Annotated in this window: 15 protein-coding genes, 2 tRNA genes and 3 rRNA genes; 6 read left to right on the top strand and 14 right to left on the bottom strand. The window is 62.3% G+C overall.

The genetic code is table 11. The annotated features are described in order from the left end of the window. Window positions 1–3: 3 nt before the first annotated feature. Together I6H87_RS09345 and I6H87_RS09340 are read right to left on the bottom strand one after the other, a co-directional pair. Complete coding sequence (locus I6H87_RS09345; RefSeq protein ID WP_010814793.1) at window positions 4–981, bottom strand: ABC transporter permease; 978 nt, start codon at window positions 979–981, stop codon at window positions 4–6. Window positions 982–1131: 150 nt separating this feature from the next. Next, the gene (locus I6H87_RS09340) at window positions 1132–2718 is read right to left on the bottom strand and encodes an ABC transporter substrate-binding protein (protein ID WP_010814794.1); all 1587 of its coding nucleotides are present in this window, start codon (window positions 2716–2718) and stop codon (window positions 1132–1134) included. A gap of 48 nt (window positions 2719–2766) precedes the next feature. Between I6H87_RS09340 and I6H87_RS09335 the strand changes: the two genes are divergently transcribed. Genes I6H87_RS09335 through I6H87_RS09325 form a run of 3 tightly spaced genes read left to right on the top strand, consistent with a single transcriptional unit; the run spans window position 2767 to window position 5324 of the window. Continuing rightward, a complete protein-coding gene (locus tag I6H87_RS09335) occupies window positions 2767–3057 on the top strand; it encodes a hypothetical protein (RefSeq protein WP_136227796.1) in 291 nt (96 codons plus the stop codon). Beyond that, window positions 3054–4247, top strand: a complete 1194-nt coding sequence (locus tag I6H87_RS09330; protein ID WP_011616099.1) for a M20 aminoacylase family protein — start codon at window positions 3054–3056, stop codon at window positions 4245–4247. Before I6H87_RS09335 ends, I6H87_RS09330 begins: the two co-directional genes overlap by 4 nt. 51 nt (window positions 4248–4298) lie before the next feature. Beyond that, entirely contained in the window at window positions 4299–5324 is a 1026-nt protein-coding gene (locus I6H87_RS09325) for a DUF2891 domain-containing protein (RefSeq protein WP_010814796.1), read from the top strand. Between the two features lie 18 nt (window positions 5325–5342). Here I6H87_RS09325 and I6H87_RS09320 read toward each other — a convergent pair whose 3' ends face one another. The 11 genes from I6H87_RS09320 to I6H87_RS09270 all read right to left on the bottom strand — a co-directional run bounded on the left by I6H87_RS09320 (window position 5343) and on the right by I6H87_RS09270 (window position 15515). After that, a complete protein-coding gene (locus I6H87_RS09320) occupies window positions 5343–6290 on the bottom strand; it encodes a DUF3047 domain-containing protein (RefSeq protein ID WP_011616100.1) in 948 nt (315 codons plus the stop codon). Between the two features lie 278 nt (window positions 6291–6568). Next, window positions 6569–6681 (bottom strand): 5S ribosomal RNA (gene rrf, locus I6H87_RS09315). A 113-nt stretch (window positions 6682–6794) separates the two neighbouring features. Further along, window positions 6795–9675 (bottom strand): 23S ribosomal RNA (locus tag I6H87_RS09310). Between the two features lie 296 nt (window positions 9676–9971). After that, window positions 9972–10047: transfer RNA gene (locus tag I6H87_RS09305), tRNA-Ala, on the bottom strand. Between the two features lie 12 nt (window positions 10048–10059). After that, window positions 10060–10136 (bottom strand) — tRNA-Ile (locus I6H87_RS09300). A gap of 62 nt (window positions 10137–10198) precedes the next feature. After that, window positions 10199–11730, bottom strand: a 16S ribosomal RNA gene (locus tag I6H87_RS09295). Together the 16S, 23S and 5S rRNA genes with 2 tRNA genes alongside form the textbook arrangement of a ribosomal RNA operon. A gap of 215 nt (window positions 11731–11945) precedes the next feature. Next, on the bottom strand, window positions 11946–12176 hold the full coding sequence (locus I6H87_RS09290) for a hypothetical protein (RefSeq protein WP_136227797.1): 231 nt from the start codon (window positions 12174–12176) through the stop codon (window positions 11946–11948). 128 nt (window positions 12177–12304) lie between these two features. Then, window positions 12305–13081, bottom strand: coding sequence for an enoyl-CoA hydratase (locus I6H87_RS09285; RefSeq protein WP_010809914.1), 777 nt, complete (start codon window positions 13079–13081; stop codon window positions 12305–12307). Between the two features lie 93 nt (window positions 13082–13174). Further along, complete coding sequence (locus I6H87_RS09280) at window positions 13175–13927, bottom strand: amino acid ABC transporter ATP-binding protein (RefSeq protein WP_041687838.1); 753 nt, start codon at window positions 13925–13927, stop codon at window positions 13175–13177. Window positions 13928–13964: 37 nt separating this feature from the next. Then, window positions 13965–14618 carry an amino acid ABC transporter permease gene (locus I6H87_RS09275; protein ID WP_010809912.1) on the bottom strand — a complete coding sequence of 218 codons (654 nt, stop codon included), beginning with the start codon at window positions 14616–14618 and terminating at the stop codon, window positions 13965–13967. 111 nt (window positions 14619–14729) lie between these two features. After that, window positions 14730–15515, bottom strand: coding sequence for an amino acid ABC transporter substrate-binding protein (locus I6H87_RS09270; protein ID WP_010809911.1), 786 nt, complete (start codon window positions 15513–15515; stop codon window positions 14730–14732). A gap of 267 nt (window positions 15516–15782) precedes the next feature. On the opposite strand from I6H87_RS09270, the gene paaG reads away from it, so the two are divergent. From paaG to paaK, 3 genes are read left to right on the top strand one after another with little or no spacing between them, the layout of a single operon-like run. Beyond that, window positions 15783–16607, top strand: a complete 825-nt coding sequence (gene paaG / locus I6H87_RS09265; protein WP_011616102.1) for a 2-(1,2-epoxy-1,2-dihydrophenyl)acetyl-CoA isomerase PaaG — start codon at window positions 15783–15785, stop codon at window positions 16605–16607. Between the two features lie 40 nt (window positions 16608–16647). Continuing rightward, complete coding sequence (gene paaI, locus I6H87_RS09260; RefSeq protein WP_010809909.1) at window positions 16648–17100, top strand: hydroxyphenylacetyl-CoA thioesterase PaaI; 453 nt, start codon at window positions 16648–16650, stop codon at window positions 17098–17100. Window positions 17101–17149: 49 nt separating this feature from the next. Next, window positions 17150–18454, top strand: a complete 1305-nt coding sequence (gene paaK, locus I6H87_RS09255; protein ID WP_011616103.1) for a phenylacetate--CoA ligase PaaK — start codon at window positions 17150–17152, stop codon at window positions 18452–18454. Between the two features lie 57 nt (window positions 18455–18511). Here paaK and mltA read toward each other — a convergent pair whose 3' ends face one another. After that, window positions 18512–19648 carry a murein transglycosylase A gene (gene mltA / locus I6H87_RS09250; RefSeq protein ID WP_010809907.1) on the bottom strand — a complete coding sequence of 379 codons (1137 nt, stop codon included), beginning with the start codon at window positions 19646–19648 and terminating at the stop codon, window positions 18512–18514. Window positions 19649–19672 lie beyond the last annotated feature (24 nt).

Here is a 19672-nt window from a genome sequence, read left to right as displayed (position 1 = left end):
GGCTCAGCCCTTGTTGTCGGCAATGCGCACGCGCGGATCGAGCATGCTGTAGATGATGTCCACCACCAGGTTGATCAGGATGAACAGCGTCACGATCACCATCAGGTAGGCGACGATCACCGGCCGGTCCAGCAGCTGGATCGAGTCGATGATGAGCTTGCCCATGCCGGGCCAGGCGAAGATGGTCTCGGTCACGATCGCAAATGCGATGATCGAGCCGAACTGCAGCGCGATCACCGTGACGATCGGGATCAGGATGTTCTTCAGCACATGCACGCCGACAATGCGCGTGTTCGACAGGCCCTTGGCGCGCGCGAACTTGACGTAGTCCTGCATCATCGCCTCCTGCGTGCCGGCGCGCGTGAGCCGGATCACCATGGCGATATTCAGGAGCGACAGCGTCACCGCCGGCAGGACCAGGTGGCGGATGCCGTCGGCAGTCAGGAAGCTGAGCGGGATGCCGAGCACGCGCACGGTCTCGCCGCGCCCGTTGGAGGGCAGCCAGCCGAGCTGCACCGCGAACACCATGATCAGCATCAGCCCGACCCAGAAGGTGGGCAGCGAGAAGCCCAGGATCGACACCGCCATGATCGACTTGCCGGCAATGCCCTTGGGCCGCAGCCCGGCCCACAGGCCCAGCGGAATGCCCAGCACGATCGCCAGCAGGATCGCGCAAATGGCCAGCTCCATGGTGGCGGGCATGCGCTCGAAGATCAGCTTGAGTGCCGGCGTGCCGTGCGCGAACGAGGTGCCCAGGTTGCCTTGCAGCGCATTCTGCAGGAACACCCAGTACTGCTCCCACAGCGGCTTGTCCAGGCCCAGCGCCGCGATGGTGCGCTTGATGTCCTCCTGGTCGGCCTGCGGGTTGATCAGGATGTCGACGGGATTGCCGATGGCAAAGACGCCGAGGAAAACCAGCAGCGACATGACGAAGAGCACAACCACGCTCTGCATCAGGCGCCGGATGATAAAGACCAGCATGTTCGAACCACTTTCCTTTCGCGCGCGAATGCACGCCACACCCGGGCCGCGCGGCGCTTCCCGGGTGTGGCGCGGCAGCCATGCGCGGCACCGCAAACTCGGCCAGCAGACCATCCGCGGGCCGAGGCTCCTGTCTGGGTTGACCGGAGCTTACTGGGGCTTGAAGTTATGCGCGTAGGTGCGCTCGTCGGTACGCGGCACGTAGACGATGCCCTTTTGTGTGGCCCAGGTGGTCACCTGCTGGTGGATCGGGACGATACCGCCATCGTTGATCGCGATTGCGGTGGCCTCCTGCAGCAGCTTGGAGCGCTCGTTGTCATCCACGGTGGACAGCGCCTTCTCCAGCACCACGTCCATCTTGGGGTTGCAGTACTCGCCCCAGTTGGTGGTGCCGAAGCCCTTCTTGCTGTCCTCGCACGCCAGCAGCGCGCGCAGCGGCGAGCTGACCTCACCGGTCTGCGCGCCCCAGCCCAGCAGCCCGAACGACCACTCGTGCTTGATGCCCTTGGACGAGTATGTCGCCATCGGCATGCCTTCGACCTTGGTGGCGATGCCGATGCGGGTCAGGTTCTGCGCAATCGTCTGCGCGATCTTCTCGTCGTTGACGTAGCGGTTGTTGGGCGTATGCAGCGTCACGCCGAAGCCGTTCGGGAAGCCGGCGTCGGCCAGCAGCTTCTTGGCGGCCTCGGGGTCGTACTTGACCGTCTTCAGGTTGGGGTTATAGCCGAACAGCGTCGGCGGCACCAGGTTGTTGGTCGGCTCGGACAGGCCTTCCATCAGGCGGTCCTTGATGCCCTGCCGGTTGATCGCCATGCTGATGGCATTGCGCACGCGCGCGTCCTTCAGCGGGTTCTTGTCCAGCGGTGCGCCTTCCTTGGTGGTGACGTAGGGCGACTTGTCGCGCTTGGCATCGAAATACAGGTAGATCACGCGGTGCGAGATCTTGGAGAAGAACGACAGCTTGGGATCCTGGCGCACCTTGGGCAGGTCAGGCGTGGGCACGTTCTCGATGGCCTGCACGTCGCCCGACAGCAGCGCCGCCAGGCGCGTCGCCGGATTGGGGATGAAGCGCAGGGTAACCTTGTCCCAGGCCGGCTTGGCGCCCCAGTAGTCGTTATTGCGCACCAGCTCGACCCGGTCGTCGCGGGCATAGCTGACGAACTTGAACGGCCCGGTGCCGACCATGCCCTTGCCCTGCGCGAAGTCATCCGAGCTCAGCCCCTGCGTCGCCTTCTTCTGCACGATGAAGATCGACGTGAGGTCGTTCAGCATCAGCGGATAGGGCTGGTTGGTGGTCAGCTGGATGGTGTGCTTGTCGATGATCTTCTTGTTGACGATCGCCTTGGTGTAGACATCGAACTTGCCCGGGCTGTTCTGGATGGTGGCCGGACGGTCCAGCGACCAGATTACGTCTTCGGCGGTCAGTTCGGAGCCGTCGTGGAACTTCACGCCCTTGCGGATCTTGAATTCCCAGGTGAGGTTGTTGACCAGCTTCCACGACTCGGCCAGGCCCGGGATGATGCGGCTGTCCGGATCCATCTTGGTCAGCGAGTCGAAGATATGCTCGGAGACGTTGATGTTGGAGAACAGGTTGTAGAAGTGCGGATCCATCGAGGTTGGCGGCGAACTCATGGCCAGTTTGAGGTCCGCGGCCTGGGCGGTGCCGGCGAGCGCCAGGCCAAGGGCCCCGGCTACCGCCACCACACCAATTGCCTTCTTGAAAGTGCGAAGGGACATCGCGCAATTCTCCCTGTAGGAAGTGAAGCAGACGTTTTAGGATCGGCAATGCGCCGCGCCGCGGGTCACGCGGCGGCGCTGCGTTTTGGTGCGGTTTGGGGTGCGGTTGCGCATCACAAAGCGACGAAATTGCCGGCCGGGCACTTCAAGCATGAACTGTTCCAGCAGTGCGCATGTCGCGGCAATGCGGGGAAACCCACCCGCGCTGGCATATTGCACTGCGCCAACCTGGCAAGCGCGCAGGAAATCGCCGCATTTTGGCGCTTTGCGGAGAGGCATCGTATGATCGGGGTATCCAACGCTAACGCCCCTAACGTCCAGGGCAGCCAGGCATCATGAAGCTCATCCCCGAAATCCTGCAGGCACAAGCCGAAATCCGCGCGATCCGGCGCGACATCCACGCCCACCCGGAACTCTGCTTCGAAGAACAGCGCACTGCCGACGTGGTCGCGCAGAACCTGGAATCGTGGGGCATCGAAGTGCATCGCGGCCTGGGCACCACCGGCCTGGTGGGCGTGATCCGCAACGGCAACAGCCCGCGCACCATCGGCCTGCGCGCCGACATGGACGCGCTGCCGCTGCAGGAAGCGAACACTTTTGATCACCGCTCGCAGCACACCGGCAAGATGCACGCCTGCGGCCACGACGGCCACACCGCCATGCTGCTCGGTGCGGCGCGCTACCTGGCGCAGCACAAGCCCTTCGACGGCACCGTGCACCTGGTCTTCCAGCCGGCCGAGGAAGGCGGCGGCGGCGCCCGCGAAATGATCAAGGACGGGCTGTTCGAGCGCTTTCCGTGCGACGCGGTGTTCGGCGTGCACAACTGGCCGGGCATGCCGGTCGGAGCGTTCGGCACGCGCGCGGGCCCGCTGATGGCATCGAGCAACGAATTCCGCATTGTGGTGCGCGGCAAGGGTGCGCATGCGGCCATGCCCAACAACGGCAACGACCCGGTCTTCACCGCTGCGCAGATCGTGTCGGCGCTGCAGGGCATCATCACGCGCAACAAGCGCCCGATCGATACCGCGGTGATCTCGGTCACGCAGTTCCACGCAGGCGACGCCACCAATATCGTGCCGGACCAGGCCTGGATCGGCGGCACGGTGCGCACGTTCACGGTGCCGGTGCTGGACCTGATCGAACGGCGCATGGAAGAAGTGGCGCGCGCGGTGGCGGCGGCATTCGACTGCACCATCGAATACGAATTCCACCGCAACTATCCGCCGACCATCAACAGCGAGGCCGAGACCGGCTTTGCGGCCGCGGTCGCCGCGGAACTGGTCGGTGCGGACAACGTCGACAGCAATGTCGAGCCCACCATGGGCGCCGAGGATTTCTCGTTCATGCTGCAGCACAAGCCGGGCTGCTACCTGTTCCTGGGCAACGGCGACGGCGGCCATCGCGACGCCGGCCATGGCATCGGGCCCTGCATGCTGCACAACCCGAGCTACGATTTCAACGACGAACTGCTGCCGGTGGGCTCGACGTTCTTCGTGCGGCTGGTGGAAAAGTGGCTGGCGCCTGCGTGACGTTACGCACCTGAGCACAGCACAACGATAAAAAACTGGGGAGCATCCGCGATGGGCCGCCTGGCGCTGGATCGCGAGACAGCGCGCAGCTTCGCGCGCGTGGCGCTGGACAATATCCTGCGCCGCTATCCGTACAAGCTGGACCACATGATGGCCAGCGCCGGTGACCTGGCCGAACCGTCGGCCAGGCATCCGGTCTTTTGCGGCAGCTACGACTGGCACTCCAGCGTGCACATGCACTGGTTGCTGGTGCGGCTGCTAGCGCTGTCGCCGGACCAGGAGGAGGCGCCCCGCATCCGCGCAACGCTGGACGCCCAGCTGCGTCCAGAGCACATTGCGGTCGAACTGGCCTACTTCCAGCAGCCCCTTTCGCGCACCTTCGAACGCCCCTATGGCTGGGGCTGGATGCTGAAACTGCAGGCGGAGTTGCTGGCGCTGGCGCGGCAGGACGCCCAGGCAGCCACCTGGGCCGAGGCATGCGCGCCGCTGGCATCGCACCTGTCACGGCAACTGGCGGATTTCCTGGATGCAGCGGTATTCCCGGTGCGCACCGGCACCCATTACAACAGCGCCTTCGCCCTGGTCATGGCCATGGCCTATGCGCGCACACACCAGGACTTCACCTTGCGGCGCGCCATCGTGCGGCGCGCCCACCGCTGGTTCGGACATGATCAGAAATACCCGGCGCGATATGAGCCCGGCGGCGATGAATTCCTGTCCGGCGGGCTGACCGAAGCCGTGCTGATGCACGCCGTGATGGACGGCTGCGCGTTTTCAGAATGGTGGGAGTTGTTCGTGCCGGGGCAGGCGGAACTGGCTAATTGGCTGACGCCGGTCGAAGTGACCAATCGCAGCGACCCCAAGACCTCGCACCTGGACGGGCTCAACCTTTCGCGCGCCTGGTGCTGGCGCATGCTGGAGCCCGCCCTGCCCGAGCCGCTGCGGCCGCTGGCCATCCGGGCATGGTCCGATCATCTCGAGGCATCGCTGCCGCAGGCGGTCGAGGGCGAGTATGTGTCCACGCACTGGCTGGCCTCGTTCGCGGTGCTCGCGCTGGCCGAGCCTATCGGCGGCTGAAGGCGCCGCCGGGGCGCTTCAGTCCAGCGCGATGTCGCCGTACCAGGACTCGGCCTTGCTCTTGGTGTTGTCGGTATCGGTCATGATGCCCACGGCGATGACCGGGCCGGGGTCGGTCCCGAAGGCCTTGCGGTAGTCGGCGCGCAGGTCGCGCTCATGGCAACGCCACTCATTGGCGTGCTTCATGCCGCTATCCACCACGATCATGCGTACCCGGTCGGTGTGCGGGTTCTTCACCAATGAGCCTTCCGCGCGCCGTCCGCCCCAGATGTACATCAGCGTGGCGTAGGGCATTTCGCGGCCGGTGGTCAGCCGCGCCATCTCGTACATCAGCTGGTCTTTCAAGGGCAGCGCACCCTTGTCGCCATCGAAGGCGACGAACAGGCGCAACGGCGAATCCTCGCGCGGGGCGTGGCTGTTGTCGGCGTTGCGGATAATGCCGCTGGTCTTCCAGGTCCAGCGCAGCATGCCGGCATCGCGATCGCGCAGCGGGACATACAGGCCGGAGGCCGAACTCTCGGCCTTCGCATGGACGACCACGCGCTGGTCGACCTCTGCCATCGAATAACGGGTGGGCGTCTTGTTGCGGTTGATGGTCCAAGGCTGCCAGCCGACCGGCAACTGGTCGCGATGCGGTGACACCGAGAACAACGGCAGCGTGACCAGGGTCGGCGGCGCGGCATCGGCGACTTCGCCGTCATCACCCGCCTCGGCTTCCGCCGCACTGGTGTTGGCGGCAGCCAGCGGGTCGGGCGACGACATGGCAGTCACCGCCGGATCCGTCTGCGCTGCCGCGTACGCGGCCATGCGCCTGGCGAATGCCTGGCAATCGATCGCGGAAGTGCCGGCCACAGCGGCCGTTTCACCCGGAGGAACCGCGGAAACAGGGGGAGTAGATGCGCATCCTGCCAGCAGCAGCGCGCCGGCGGCGCCAGTCAAAACCAGCCGAAACACCTTGGCCGTCATGTAACCCCTCGAAACCCGAATCCGGACCTGCTCTGTTGGCAAGGGTCCGGCTATTGCTCACTACTTGCTGCAAACACGCGTTGCAACCGCCTTCGTGCCGCATGTGGCACTTGGGTGTCGACCATAGCAGAAGGCGGACAGTCCCGGAATGCTCGGCGACCCGCGATGCGGCATGAAAACAACGAGGACATGCGTGCCTGCGCCGACCCCCGGGCGTTTCCGCCGCGCCAAAGCAAAAACCCCCAGCCTTTTGGGGCTGGGGGTTCTGCGGAATAAGAGCCTGGCGATGACCTACTTTCACACGGGAATCCGCACTATCATCGGCGCGGAGCTGTTTCACGGACCTGTTCGGGATGGGAAGGGGTGGTTCCAGCTCGCTATGGTCACCAGGCATGAGGGGTTGCAGCGCTGAGGTTGAGGTCAACGCTGCGAATAGGGATGTAGTTGGGGTTGTGCGTATCTGGCACAAGGCGATCGACTCACCAGGCAAAACACACTGGTTATAGGATCAAGCCTTACGGGCAATTAGTACTGGTTAGCTTAACGCATTACTGCGCTTCCACACCCAGCCTATCAACGTCCTGGTCTCGAACGACCCTTCAAGGCGGTCAAGCCGCCAGGGAATCCTCATCTTCAGGCGAGTTTCCCGCTTAGATGCTTTCAGCGGTTATCTCTTCCGTACATAGCTACCCTGCGATGCCTCTGGCGAGACAACAGGTACACCAGCGGTACGTCCACTCCGGTCCTCTCGTACTAGGAGCAGCCCCCGTCAAGATTCCAACGCCCACGGCAGATAGGGACCAAACTGTCTCACGACGTTTTAAACCCAGCTCACGTACCTCTTTAAATGGCGAACAGCCATACCCTTGGGACCGGCTACAGCCCCAGGATGAGATGAGCCGACATCGAGGTGCCAAACACCGCCGTCGATATGAACTCTTGGGCGGTATCAGCCTGTTATCCCCAGAGTACCTTTTATCCGTTGAGCGATGGCCCTTCCATTCAGAACCACCGGATCACTATGTCCTGCTTTCGCACCTGCTCGACTTGTCGGTCTCGCAGTTAAGCACGCTTTTGCCATTGCACTTTAGGTACGATGTCCGACCGTACCAAGCGTACCTTCGAACTCCTCCGTTACACTTTGGGAGGAGACCGCCCCAGTCAAACTGCCTACCATGCACTGTCCCCGACCCGGATTCACGGGTCAAGGTTAGAACCTCAAACAAACCAGGGTGGTATTTCAAGGACGGCTCCACGTGAACTAGCGTCCACGCTTCAAAGCCTCCCACCTATCCTACACAGATCGGTTCAAAGTCCAATGCAAAGCTACAGTAAAGGTTCATGGGGTCTTTCCGTCTAGCCGCGGGGAGATTGCATCATCACAAACACTTCAACTTCGCTGAGTCTCGGGAGGAGACAGTGTGGCCATCGTTACGCCATTCGTGCAGGTCGGAACTTACCCGACAAGGAATTTCGCTACCTTAGGACCGTTATAGTTACGGCCGCCGTTTACCGGGACTTCAATCAAGAGCTTGCACCCCATCATTTAATCTTCCGGCACCGGGCAGGCGTCACACCCTATACGTCCACTTTCGTGTTTGCAGAGTGCTGTGTTTTTATTAAACAGTCGCAGCCACCATTTTATTGCAACCCCTTCACCCTTCTGGCGCAGGCCAGTCAAGCTACCAGGGCGTACCTTATCCCGAAGTTACGGTACCAATTTGCCGAGTTCCTTCTCCCGAGTTCTCTCAAGCGCCTTAGAATACTCATCTCGCCCACCTGTGTCGGTTTGCGGTACGGTCTCGTATGACTGAAGCTTAGAGGCTTTTCTTGGAACCACTTCCAATTGCTTCGCAGCACTAGGCCGCTCGCCCCGCATCCTTGAATCCCGCGCCCGGATTTGCCTGAGCGCCTTCTCCAATGCAGGGACCGGGACTTCCAACACCCGGACAACCTTCCGCGATCCGTCCCCCCATCGCATCATACGACGGTGCAGGAATATTAACCTGCTTCCCATCAGCTACGCATCTCTGCCTCGCCTTAGGGGCCGACTCACCCTACGCCGATGAACGTTGCGTAGGAAACCTTGGGCTTACGGCGAGGGGGCCTTTCACCCCCTTTATCGCTACTCATGTCAGCATTCGCACTTCTGATACCTCCAGCATCCTTTACAAGACACCTTCACAGGCTTACAGAACGCTCTCCTACCACGCACATTGCTGTGCGTCCGCAGCTTCGGTATATAGCTTAGCCCCGTTACATCTTCCGCGCAGGACGACTCGATCAGTGAGCTATTACGCTTTCTTTAAAGGGTGGCTGCTTCTAAGCCAACCTCCTGACTGTTTTAGCCTTCCCACTTCGTTTCCCACTTAGCTATATTTGGGGACCTTAGCTGGCGGTCTGGGTTGTTTCCCTCTTGACACCGGACGTTAGCACCCGATGTCTGTCTCCCGTGATTGCACTCTTCGGTATTCGGAGTTTGCTATGGCGGGGTAATCAGCAATAGACCCCCCAACCATGACAGTGCTCTACCCCCGAAGGTGAGACACGAGGCACTACCTAAATAGTTTTCGGAGAGAACCAGCTATTTCCAGATTTGTTTAGCCTTTCACCCCTATCCACAGCTCATCCCCTAACTTTTCAACGTTAGTGGGTTCGGTCCTCCAGTACGTGTTACCGCACCTTCAACCTGGCCATGGATAGATCATCTGGTTTCGGGTCTACACCCAGCGACTCAACGCCCTGTTCGGACTCGCTTTCGCTACGCCTTCCCTAATCGGTTAAGCTTGCCACTGAATGTAAGTCGCTGACCCATTATACAAAAGGTACGCCGTCACCCCTTACGAGGCTCCGACTGTTTGTATGCATGCGGTTTCAGGATCTATTTCACTCCCCTCCCGGGGTTCTTTTCGCCTTTCCCTCACGGTACTGGTTCACTATCGGTCGATCACGAGTATTTAGCCTTGGAGGATGGTCCCCCCATCTTCAGACAGGATTTCACGTGTCCCGCCCTACTTGTCGTACACCTAGTTCCACAATCGTGTTTTCGCATACAGGGCTATCACCTGCTAGGGCCGGGCTTTCCATCCCGTTCTGCTAACACCACTGCTAAAGAGTACAAGGCTCTTCCCATTTCGTTCGCCACTACTTTGGGAATCTCGGTTGATTTCTGTTCCTGCAGCTACTTAGATGTTTCAGTTCGCCGCGTTCGCTTCCCACACCTATGGATTCAGTGTGGGATGACCCATTCGGGCCGGGTTTCCCCATTCGGACATCTCCGGATCAAAGCTTGTTTGCCAGCTCCCCGAAGCTTTTCGCAGGCTACCGCGTCCTTCATCGCCTGTGATCGCCAAGGCATCCACCACATGCACTTGTTCGCTTGACCCTATAACGAGTGTGTCTCGATTGCTCGAAACCTCGCTACAGGATGAGTTCTCGCATTTGTGCCGTATTCCAAGTCATCTTTCGATCACTTAAATACATTTTGGTTGATACAATCACAACCCGGTATCGCGTCTTGTACTGCAGCGTCTCATCAACGCTCGCGCGACACCTTTACTACATCCCATATTTTTAAAGAACAGCCGATCTTGCGATCGCTTGGCAATGCCAAATGGAAACACTCGCCACTCATCGTCGCGATGCGCTTTCATTTGACAACCAATCCAAGGTACCAGGCAGTGGTGGAGGATGACGGGATCGAACCGACGACCCCCTGCTTGCAAAGCAGGTGCTCTCCCAGCTGAGCTAATCCCCCTTCCGGATAACTTGGTGGGTCTGGTAGGACTTGAACCTACGACCCCCGCCTTATCAAGACGGTGCTCTAACCACCTGAGCTACAGACCCTTGGCTGTAACAGCAAACAAACCGATAAGTGTGAACGCTAGGCTTGAGACACAAGCCTCTAGAAAGGAGGTGATCCAGCCGCACCTTCCGATACGGCTACCTTGTTACGACTTCACCCCAGTCATGAACCCTGCCGTGGTAATCGCCCTCCTTGCGGTTAGGCTAACTACTTCTGGCAAAACCCACTCCCATGGTGTGACGGGCGGTGTGTACAAGACCCGGGAACGTATTCACCGCGGCATGCTGATCCGCGATTACTAGCGATTCCAGCTTCACGTAGTCGAGTTGCAGACTACGATCCGGACTACGATGCGTTTTCTGGGATTAGCTCCCCCTCGCGGGTTGGCAACCCTCTGTACGCACCATTGTATGACGTGTGAAGCCCTACCCATAAGGGCCATGAGGACTTGACGTCATCCCCACCTTCCTCCGGTTTGTCACCGGCAGTCTCTCTAGAGTGCCCTTTCGTAGCAACTAGAGACAAGGGTTGCGCTCGTTGCGGGACTTAACCCAACATCTCACGACACGAGCTGACGACAGCCATGCAGCACCTGTGTCCACTTTCCCTTTCGGGCACCTAATGCATCTCTGCTTCGTTAGTGGCATGTCAAGGGTAGGTAAGGTTTTTCGCGTTGCATCGAATTAATCCACATCATCCACCGCTTGTGCGGGTCCCCGTCAATTCCTTTGAGTTTTAATCTTGCGACCGTACTCCCCAGGCGGTCAACTTCACGCGTTAGCTACGTTACTGAAGAAATGAATCCCCAACAACTAGTTGACATCGTTTAGGGCGTGGACTACCAGGGTATCTAATCCTGTTTGCTCCCCACGCTTTCGTGCATGAGCGTCAGTGACGTCCCAGGGGGCTGCCTTCGCCATCGGTATTCCTCCACATCTCTACGCATTTCACTGCTACACGTGGAATTCTACCCCCCTCTGACATACTCTAGCCTTGCAGTCACAAGCGCCATTCCCAAGTTGAGCTCGGGGATTTCACGCCTGTCTTACAAAACCGCCTGCGCACGCTTTACGCCCAGTAATTCCGATTAACGCTCGCACCCTACGTATTACCGCGGCTGCTGGCACGTAGTTAGCCGGTGCTTATTCTTCCGGTACCGTCATCGACCCCGGGTATTAACCAGAGCCATTTCTTTCCGGACAAAAGTGCTTTACAACCCGAAGGCCTTCTTCACACACGCGGCATTGCTGGATCAGGGTTGCCCCCATTGTCCAAAATTCCCCACTGCTGCCTCCCGTAGGAGTCTGGGCCGTGTCTCAGTCCCAGTGTGGCTGATCGTCCTCTCAGACCAGCTACTGATCGTCGCCTTGGTAGGCCTTTACCCCACCAACTAGCTAATCAGACATCGGCCGCTCCTGTAGCGCGAGGCCTTGCGGTCCCCCGCTTTCACCCTCAGGTCGTATGCGGTATTAGCTAATCTTTCGACTAGTTATCCCCCACTACAGGGCACGTTCCGATGTATTACTCACCCGTTCGCCACTCGCCACCAGGCCGAAGCCCGTGCTGCCGTTCGACTTGCATGTGTAAGGCATGCCGCCAGCGTTCAATCTGAGCCAGGATCAAACTCTTCAGTTCAATCTCTGTGTGGACCCGAAGGTCCTCGCTCTTTCGAGCGGTCGCTCACTCTCAGAAAACTGACTGACCAGATCCGAAGATCCAGTCACGTTTTGCTGTGCGAGCACTGTATAACTTGTGAAGCAACACTGTCCGAAGACAGCGGCGTCCGCTACCCAGCGCCCACACTTATCGGTTGTTTGGTTGTTAAAGAACTTCGCCGCCGGCTTTGCCGTTCAGCGCCGCTGCGTTGTCTGCAGCAGAGAAACGAGATTATGCAGAGCTTTCTTCGTTTCGTCAACCGTTTCAGCATCTTTTTTTGCTGCGGCCAGCGCGCCAACTTCGCTGCGCCAACCATCCCGGTCGACCCCGCATCCCTTGCTGCGTCTGCTTTGCAGCGCTGCGTTGTGTGTTGCGAGGGGGCGAATATTAGGCCGGATTCGCGCACCTTGCAACAACTTTGTCACAACGATCCGCTAGGGGTTCCGGGGATTATGTCGTAAGCCATTGAGTGGCAAAGGAAATCCCCGAAATGACGAGTGCGGGAGAAACATAATACCCCCGCACTGCCCTCGGGTATTCCCTGATCCGGGCCTTAGCGATGCTGGAAATTCGGGCTGCGCTTCTCGACGAAAGCAGCCATGCCTTCCTTCTGGTCTTCGCTGGCGAAGGTGGCATGGAACAGCCGGCGCTCGAAGTGCACGCCTTCGGCCAGCGTGGTCTCGTAGGCGGCGTTGACCGACTCCTTGATCATCATGACCACCGGCAGCGAGAACCCGGCGATGGTTTCGGCGGCCGCCAGCACTTCGTCCAGCAGCTTGTCGGCCGGTACCACGCGCGATACCAGGCCCGAGCGCTCGGCTTCGGCGGCATCCATCATGCGCGAGGTCAGGCACAGGTCCATGGCCTTGGCCTTGGACACCGCGCGCGGCAGGCGCTGGGTGCCGCCGGCGCCGGGCATGGTGCCCAGCTTCACCTCGGGCTGGCCGAACTTGGCCGAATCCGCCGCGATGATGATGTCGCACATCATCGCCAGCTCGCAGCCGCCGCCCAGCGCATAGCCGGCCACGCCGGCAATCACCGGCTTGCGGATCTTGCGGATGGTTTCCCAGTTGCGCGTGATGTAATCGCCCTTGTACACATCCATGAAGGAATACTTGGCCATCATGCCGATATCGGCGCCGGCGGCAAAGGCGCGCTCGCTGCCGGTAATGACGATGGCGCCGATGCCCTCATCCTGGTCGAAGGCGGTCAGCGCGGCGCCAAGCTCGTCCATCAGCGCGTCATTGAGCGCGTTCAGGGCCTTCGGGCGGTTCAGCGTGACCAGGCCAACACGGCCACGGGTTTCGACCAGGATGTTTTCGTACGGCATGTCTTCTCCTATGTATTTGCAGGCGGATGGCACTGTCGCCACCGGCTGCGGGCTATTCTGCCACCTGTTGTGGCGTGGCGGCGCAGGCGCCCCCTAGAGCATGTGCGCCAGGAATTCGCGGGTGCGCGCGTGAGCTGGGGTCCCGAACACTTCCTCAGGCGACCCTTCCTCAAGAATCCTGCCCTCATCCATGAACACGACGTGGTTTGCCACTTCCCGCGCAAACCCCATCTCATGCGTGACGACCAGCATGGTCATATGTTCTTCGGCCAGTTGCCGCATGGTGCGCAGCACCTCCCCGGTCAGTTCCGGGTCCAGCGCCGAGGTCGGCTCGTCAAACAGCATGATGTCGGGCTCCATGGCCAGCGCCCGCGCAATCGCCACCCGCTGCTTCTGGCCGCCGGACAGGCGCGCCGGGAAGCTGTCCCGCTTGGCCAGCAGGCCGACCTTGCGCAGCAGCTCTTCGGCCTTGGGCACCACCGCGTCGCGCGCCAGTCCCTTGACGGTCATGGGGGCTTCGATGATGTTCTGCAGCACCGTCATATGCGGAAACAGGTTGAACGACTGGAACACCATGCCCATCTTCCGGCAGATGCGCCGCACTTCAGCGTCCGGCACATATCTGGCTGTGCCGTCAGGGCCGGCGGCCGTCAGCGCCTCGCCTTCGATTTCAAGGGTGCCGCGGTCAATCACCTCAAGATGATTCAGGCAGCGCAGCAAGGTACTCTTGCCCGAGCCCGAGGGCCCGATCACCGCGGTGACATCCCCCTTGCGCAAGGTCAGGGAGACACCGCGCAAGACCTCCAGTGGCCCGAACGATTTGAACAGATCCCGCGCAGCGATCATGATGCCGGGCGCATTGTGGGAATTGGCGCCGGTCGGGCTAGTCATCATGTTTGGCATAGCGTTTTTCAAGATTCTGGAAGAACCAGGTCAGAATCAGCGTCATCACCAGATAGAAGAGCGCAGCGACCAGAAAAGGCGTGGTGGTGAAATCCCGCTGCACGATGCCGCGCGCGGTGCGAAGAATATCGTTGAGGGCCAGCACGTAGATCAGGGACGTGTCCTTGATCAGCGTAATGGTTTCATTGCTGACCGGCGGCAACACCCGGCTGACCATCTGCGGCAGCACGACCCGCCGCATGGTCTGAAAATAGGTCATGCCCAGCGCCTTGCTGGCCTCATACTGGCCGCGATCGACCGACTTGATCCCGGCGCGGAAGATTTCCGCGAAATAGGCCGCGTAGTTCAGGGCGAAAGCCACCACCGCCGCGGGAAAGTCAGGCAGGCGCACGCCGATGACGGGCACGAACGGCAGTGCGAAATAAATAAACAGCATCTGCAGCATCAGCGGCGTGCCGCGCATCAGCCAGATATAGCCATTGACCAGCCCGCTCAGCCACGGCCATGACGAGATGCGTGCCAGCGCCAGCGCCAGCCCCAGCGGCACCGACAGGGCGAGCGTGATGGCGAATAGTGTGAGCGTGACTTGCGCACCCTGCGCCAATGGCGCCAGAAGAGATAAGACGTAGTCCATGCTCGCGCGAAACAAGAAGGAGGTGGGATCCCGGGCGCCGGGACGGCACCCGGGGTCCGGACATGGCGCGGCCCCTGCCTGAACGGCGCAGGGCGTCACGCAGCGTCTGGATTACTTGGTGATGTCAGTGCCGAACCACTGGGTGGCGATGCGGGCTGCCGTGCCATCCTGCTTCATCGAGGCCAGGGTCTTGTCGAGCTTGCCGAGCAGCTCGGCGTCATCCTTGCGCACGCCGACGCCATATTCTTCCGTGCCGAAGTTTTCCTCCAGCACCTTGTATTCGCCGGCACGCTTGCTGATCAGGTAGCGGCCTACCACTTCATCCACCACAATTGCGTCAAGGCGGCCGGTCGACAGGTCCATCAGCGCCGTCACGTTATCGCCGAAGGTCTTGAGTTCCTTCAGACTGGCGGCGACCTGGCTTTCCTTCTTGATCGCATCCACCGCGCTGCTGCCGTCCTGCGCGCCGACGATGCGGCCGGCCAGGTCGGCCTTGGCTTTCACCGGCGAGCTGGCACCGACGATGACGATCTGGTGGTTGGTCATATAGGGCGCGGTGAAGCTGATGTTCTTCTTGCGCTCTTCGGTGATGGTCAGCCCGTTCCACAGCACATCCACGCGCTTGCCGTTAAGTTCCGCCTCCTTGGCGCTCCAGTCGATCGGCTTGAACTCGACCGTCATGCCGAGACGGCGGCTGGCCTCCTTGGCCATGTCGATATCGAAGCCGACCAGCTCGTTGTTGTTATCGCGAAAACCCATGGGCGGGAAGTTGTCGTCCAGGCCGACAATGATCTTGGTGGCCGTGTCGGCGCCGGCAGCGGAGGCCGCTTCTTTCTTGCCGCACGCCGCAAACAGCGCCACGGACGAAATCAGGAGTAATGCAGCGATCTTCTTCATAGGAATTCCAATGCGAATAGGCGAGCATGCCGGGATCCGCACACAGATGTCGGCCGGCAGGTTTCAGATTGTTGTTGGCAGCGCGATTATAGAGCGACGCCCGCGCCCGGCATTGCGGACCCTGCCGGCCTTGGAAGCCACGTGCCAACCGGCAGCCCAAAAATAGTGCTAACATTTGCCGACCGACTGGTCGGTTTATTTAAGAGGCGCCGTCGACAACAGCCGCCCGCGCCGACCGCGACAAAATATCCGGCAGGAGACAACCCAATGCCCCCGATGTCCACCTCCGCTGGCCAGCCGGTCAGCATCGATGCCGGCCCGGTCTTGCTGCAATGGCAGGGCCCGGTGGCCGTGATCACCCTGAACCGCCCCGACAAGCTCAACAGCTTCACCCGCGCGATGCACCAGGCGCTGCAGCAGGCGCTCGACCATGTCGAGGCCGGCGGCGCGCGCGCCCTGCTGCTGACCGGTGCGGGCCGTGGCTTCTGCGCCGGCCAGGACCTGGCCGACCTGGATTTCACGCCGGGGCACATGACCGACCTGGGCGAGCTGATCGATACCTGGTTCAACCCGCTGATCCGCCGGCTGCAGGCCCTGCCGCTGCCAGTGGTGGCCGCGGTCAACGGCACCGCGGCCGGCGCCGGCGCCAACCTGGCGCTGGCCTGCGACATGGTGCTGGCGGCGCGCTCGGCCAGCTTTATCCAGGCTTTCGTCAAGATCGGGCTGGTGCCGGATTCGGGCGGCTCCTGGCTGCTGCCGAAGCGCATCGGCATGGCGCGCGCGCTGGGCCTGGCCATGACCGGCGAGCGGCTGAGCGCCGAAGAGGCCGAGAAATGGGGGCTGGTCTGGGAGACCATGGACGACCCGCTGCTGCCGGAACAGGCGCTGGCGCTGGCCACGCACCTGGCCGGGCAGCCGACCCGCGCGCTGGCCGCGATCAAGCGCGCCATGCATGCCAGCGCCACCGCCACGCTGGACGCCCAGCTGGACCTGGAGCGCGACCTGCAGCGCGAGCTCGGCCAGTCCGCCGACTATGCTGAGGGCGTCAACGCCTTCCTCGAAAAGCGCGCCCCGCACTTCACCGGCAAGTAAGCCGCGCGGGCCTGCCCGCCACTCTATATAGGAGACCAGCTTGAAACAGGACCCCCAGGCCCTCGCCGAAGCGGCCGCCGCCGCCATGTATGAAGCCGACACCTGCAGCCGCTGGCTGGGCATCACGGTCGAGGCCGTGCGGCCCGGCTACGCCCGGCTGACCATGCCGGTGCGCAAGGAATTCCTCAACGGGCACGGCATCTGCCACGGCGGCCTGATGTTCACGCTGGCCGATTCGACCTTCGCTTTTGCCTGCAACAGCCATAACATCAACACCGTGGCGGCAGGTTGCAGCATCGAGTTCCTCAAGCCCGTGCACGGCGGCGACGTGCTGACCGCCGAGGCCACCGAGCAGGTCCTGTCCGGCCGGCACGGCATCTACGATATCCGCGTGACCAACGCCGCGGGCCAGGTGGTGGCGATGTTCCGCGGCAAGTCGGCGCAGATCAGGGGACATGTGGTGCCGCCGCCGGAAGGGACGGAAGGCACCTGAGCAAATCCGGCAAGATACTTAAGATAAACGCCCCCGTGCAGGAGACGACATGAGCACGCGCCTGACCGATCTGCCCCTGGATGCGATCGAGACCGCCAGCCGCGCCGAGCTGCAGGCCTTGCAGCTGGAGCGGCTGAGATGGTCGCTCAACCACGCCTACGCCAATTCGCCGGTGTACCGCCGCAAGTTCGACGAAGCCGGGGTCCACCCCGACCAGCTGCATTCGCTGGCCGACCTGGCGCGCTTCCCGTTCACCAGCAAGCAGGACCTGCGCGACAACTACCCGTTCGGCATGTTCGCGGTGCCGCAGGACCGCGTGGCGCGCATCCACGCCTCGTCCGGCACCACCGGCAAGCCCACCGTGGTCGGCTACACGCTCCAGGACATCGACAACTGGGCCACGGTGATGGCGCGCTCGATCCGCGCCTCGGGCGCGCGGCGCGGCGACAAGGTGCATATCAGCTACGGCTACGGCCTCTTCACCGGCGGCCTGGGCGCGCACTACGGCGTGGAAAAGGCCGGCCTGACCGCGATCCCCTTCGGCGGCGGCCAGACCGAGCGCCAGGTGCAGCTGATCCAGGACTTCAAGCCCGAGGTCATCATGGTGACGCCCAGCTATATGCTGGCGATCGCCGACGAGTTCGAGCGCCAGGGCATCGACCCGGCCAGCAGCTCGCTGCGCGTGGGCATCTTCGGCGCGGAGCCGTGGACGCCGGAAATGCGGCTGGCGATCGAGAAGCGCATGGGCATCTCGGCAGTCGATATCTATGGCCTGTCAGAGGTGATGGGCCCGGGCGTGGCCAATGAGTGCGCCGAGACCAAGGACGGGCCGACCATCTGGGAAGACCATTTCTACCCCGAGATTATCGATCCCGACACCGGCGCAGTGCTGCCCGACGGGGAGTTCGGCGAGCTGGTGTTCACCTCGCTGACCAAGGAGGCGATGCCTGTGGTGCGCTACCGCACCCGCGACCTGACCCGGCTGCTGCCGGGCACGGCGCGCCCGGCATTCCGCCGCATGGAGAAGATCACCGGCCGCACCGACGACATGATGATCGTGCGCGGGGTCAACGTGTTCCCGTCGCAGATCGAGGAACTGATCCTCAAGCACGCCGAGCTGGCGCCGCACTACCAGTGCGTGCTGGCCAAGGACGGCCACATGGACACGCTGACGGTGCGCGTGGAATGCGCCCACGGCAGCGAGCCCGCGCTGGCGCAAGGCGCGCGCGAGCGGCTGGCGCAGGAGATCAAGGCCTATATCGGCGTCACCGCCGGCATCGAGGTGCTGCCGGAGGGCGGCGTCGAGCGCTCGGTGGGCAAGGCGCGGCGGATCGTCGACCAGCGCCCGCGCTGAGGGCTGTCCACCATGAAGAAAGGGCGCCGCGATGGCGCCCTTTTTGCGTTGCCGAGGTCAGCTGCGCGGCATCAGCACCCACATGCGGCCGCCCTGCTTCATGCGGCCCGCGGTCTCGCCGGCGGCATCGCCCGCACCCCAGAAGAAATCCGCGCGCACCCCGCCCTTGATGGCGCTGCCGGTGTCCTGCGCGAACATCAGCCGCTGGATCGGCTCGGTCGACAGCGGGCGCGTGGTCGACAGGAATACCGGCACCCCCAGCGGGATGGTGGCCGGGTCGACCGCGATCGAGCGCTCCGCGGTCAGCGGCACGCCCAGCGCGCCCACCGGGCCGTCGTTGTTGGCCGGCAGCTCGCGGAAGAAGACAAAGCGCGGGTTGATGTTGAGCATCTCGTCGACGCGGCCCGGGTTGGCGCGCGCCCACGCCTTGATGCCCTGCATGGTGGCCTGTGCCGGCGTGATCTCGCCGCGGTCCAGCAGCCATTTGCCGAAGGAGCGGAACGGCTGTTCGTTGGTGCCGCCGAAGCCCACCCGCATGATGCTGCCATCGGCCATGCGGATGCGGCCCGAGCCCTGGATCTGCAGGAAGGCGGCCTCGACCGCGTCATCCACCCAGACCAGCTCGCTGCCGCGCATGGCCGGGTTCTGCAGCAGCTCGGCGCGGGCCGGCAGCGGGCGGTTGCCGAACTGCGCCGGCTTGCGGTACAGCGGCACCTGGAACTTGCCCTGGCGCGTGCGCGAGCCGTGCAGGATCGGTTCGTAGTAGCCGGTGATCAGGCCGTAGTCAGTGCCATCGCCGTTGACCACGCGGTACGGCTGGAAGTTGCTTTCGAAATAGGCGCGCATGGCGTTGAGGTTGCCGGCATCGACCATCATGCCGGCGGCACAGGCGCGGCTCCACTCGGCGCGCTTCTTCAGCGCCTGGCAGCTGGCCTGCAGCGCGGGCCAGGCGGCGCGCACGTCGTCCTGGGCCCAGCCGCCGATCTCGGCCCAGCTGGCGGCCTGCAGACTGCCTTTCTGCGACGAGGCCGTCGGCGGCGTGGTGCCGGCCGGGCCGGTCTCGATGCGCGGCGGCGGGCCGCTCATGCAGCCGGCCAGCAGCACGGCCGCGCCGGACAGCGCCAGCCAGCCGCGAATGCGCAGCGAGCGCCAGGGAGAAACCGGGGAAATCGGGAAAGAGTCTGCGTATGCCATCTTGCTATTGTTCAAAATCCGGGC

This window comes from Cupriavidus necator (genome assembly GCF_016127575.1).
GTDB classification, from domain to species: Bacteria; Pseudomonadota; Gammaproteobacteria; order Burkholderiales; family Burkholderiaceae; genus Cupriavidus; species Cupriavidus necator_D.
The sequence above is the reverse complement of the archived record's forward strand: the minus strand, read 5'-3'. Positions and strand labels throughout refer to the sequence as shown.

Bases quoted from the DNA above. Each gene is read 5' to 3' on its own strand.
- I6H87_RS09325 (WP_010814796.1), top strand. From the start codon at position 4,299: ATGGGCCGCCTGGCGCTGGATCGCGAGACAGCGCGCAGCTTCGCGCGC.
- I6H87_RS09280 (WP_041687838.1), bottom strand. From the start codon at position 13,927: ATGATCGCTGCGCGGGATCTGTTCAAATCGTTCGGGCCACTGGAGGTC.
- I6H87_RS09330 (WP_011616099.1), top strand. From the start codon at position 3,054: ATGAAGCTCATCCCCGAAATCCTGCAGGCACAAGCCGAAATCCGCGCG.
- I6H87_RS09320 (WP_011616100.1), bottom strand. From the start codon at position 6,290: ATGACGGCCAAGGTGTTTCGGCTGGTTTTGACTGGCGCCGCCGGCGCG.
- I6H87_RS09270 (WP_010809911.1), bottom strand. From the start codon at position 15,515: ATGAAGAAGATCGCTGCATTACTCCTGATTTCGTCCGTGGCGCTGTTT.
- I6H87_RS09275 (WP_010809912.1), bottom strand. From the start codon at position 14,618: ATGGACTACGTCTTATCTCTTCTGGCGCCATTGGCGCAGGGTGCGCAA.
- paaG (WP_011616102.1), top strand. From the start codon at position 15,783: ATGCCCCCGATGTCCACCTCCGCTGGCCAGCCGGTCAGCATCGATGCC.
- I6H87_RS09335 (WP_136227796.1), top strand. From the start codon at position 2,767: ATGCGCCGCGCCGCGGGTCACGCGGCGGCGCTGCGTTTTGGTGCGGTT.
- I6H87_RS09285 (WP_010809914.1), bottom strand. From the start codon at position 13,081: ATGCCGTACGAAAACATCCTGGTCGAAACCCGTGGCCGTGTTGGCCTG.
- I6H87_RS09340 (WP_010814794.1), bottom strand. From the start codon at position 2,718: ATGTCCCTTCGCACTTTCAAGAAGGCAATTGGTGTGGTGGCGGTAGCC.
- paaK (WP_011616103.1), top strand. From the start codon at position 17,150: ATGAGCACGCGCCTGACCGATCTGCCCCTGGATGCGATCGAGACCGCC.
- mltA (WP_010809907.1), bottom strand. From the start codon at position 19,648: ATGGCATACGCAGACTCTTTCCCGATTTCCCCGGTTTCTCCCTGGCGC.
- I6H87_RS09345 (WP_010814793.1), bottom strand. From the start codon at position 981: ATGCTGGTCTTTATCATCCGGCGCCTGATGCAGAGCGTGGTTGTGCTC.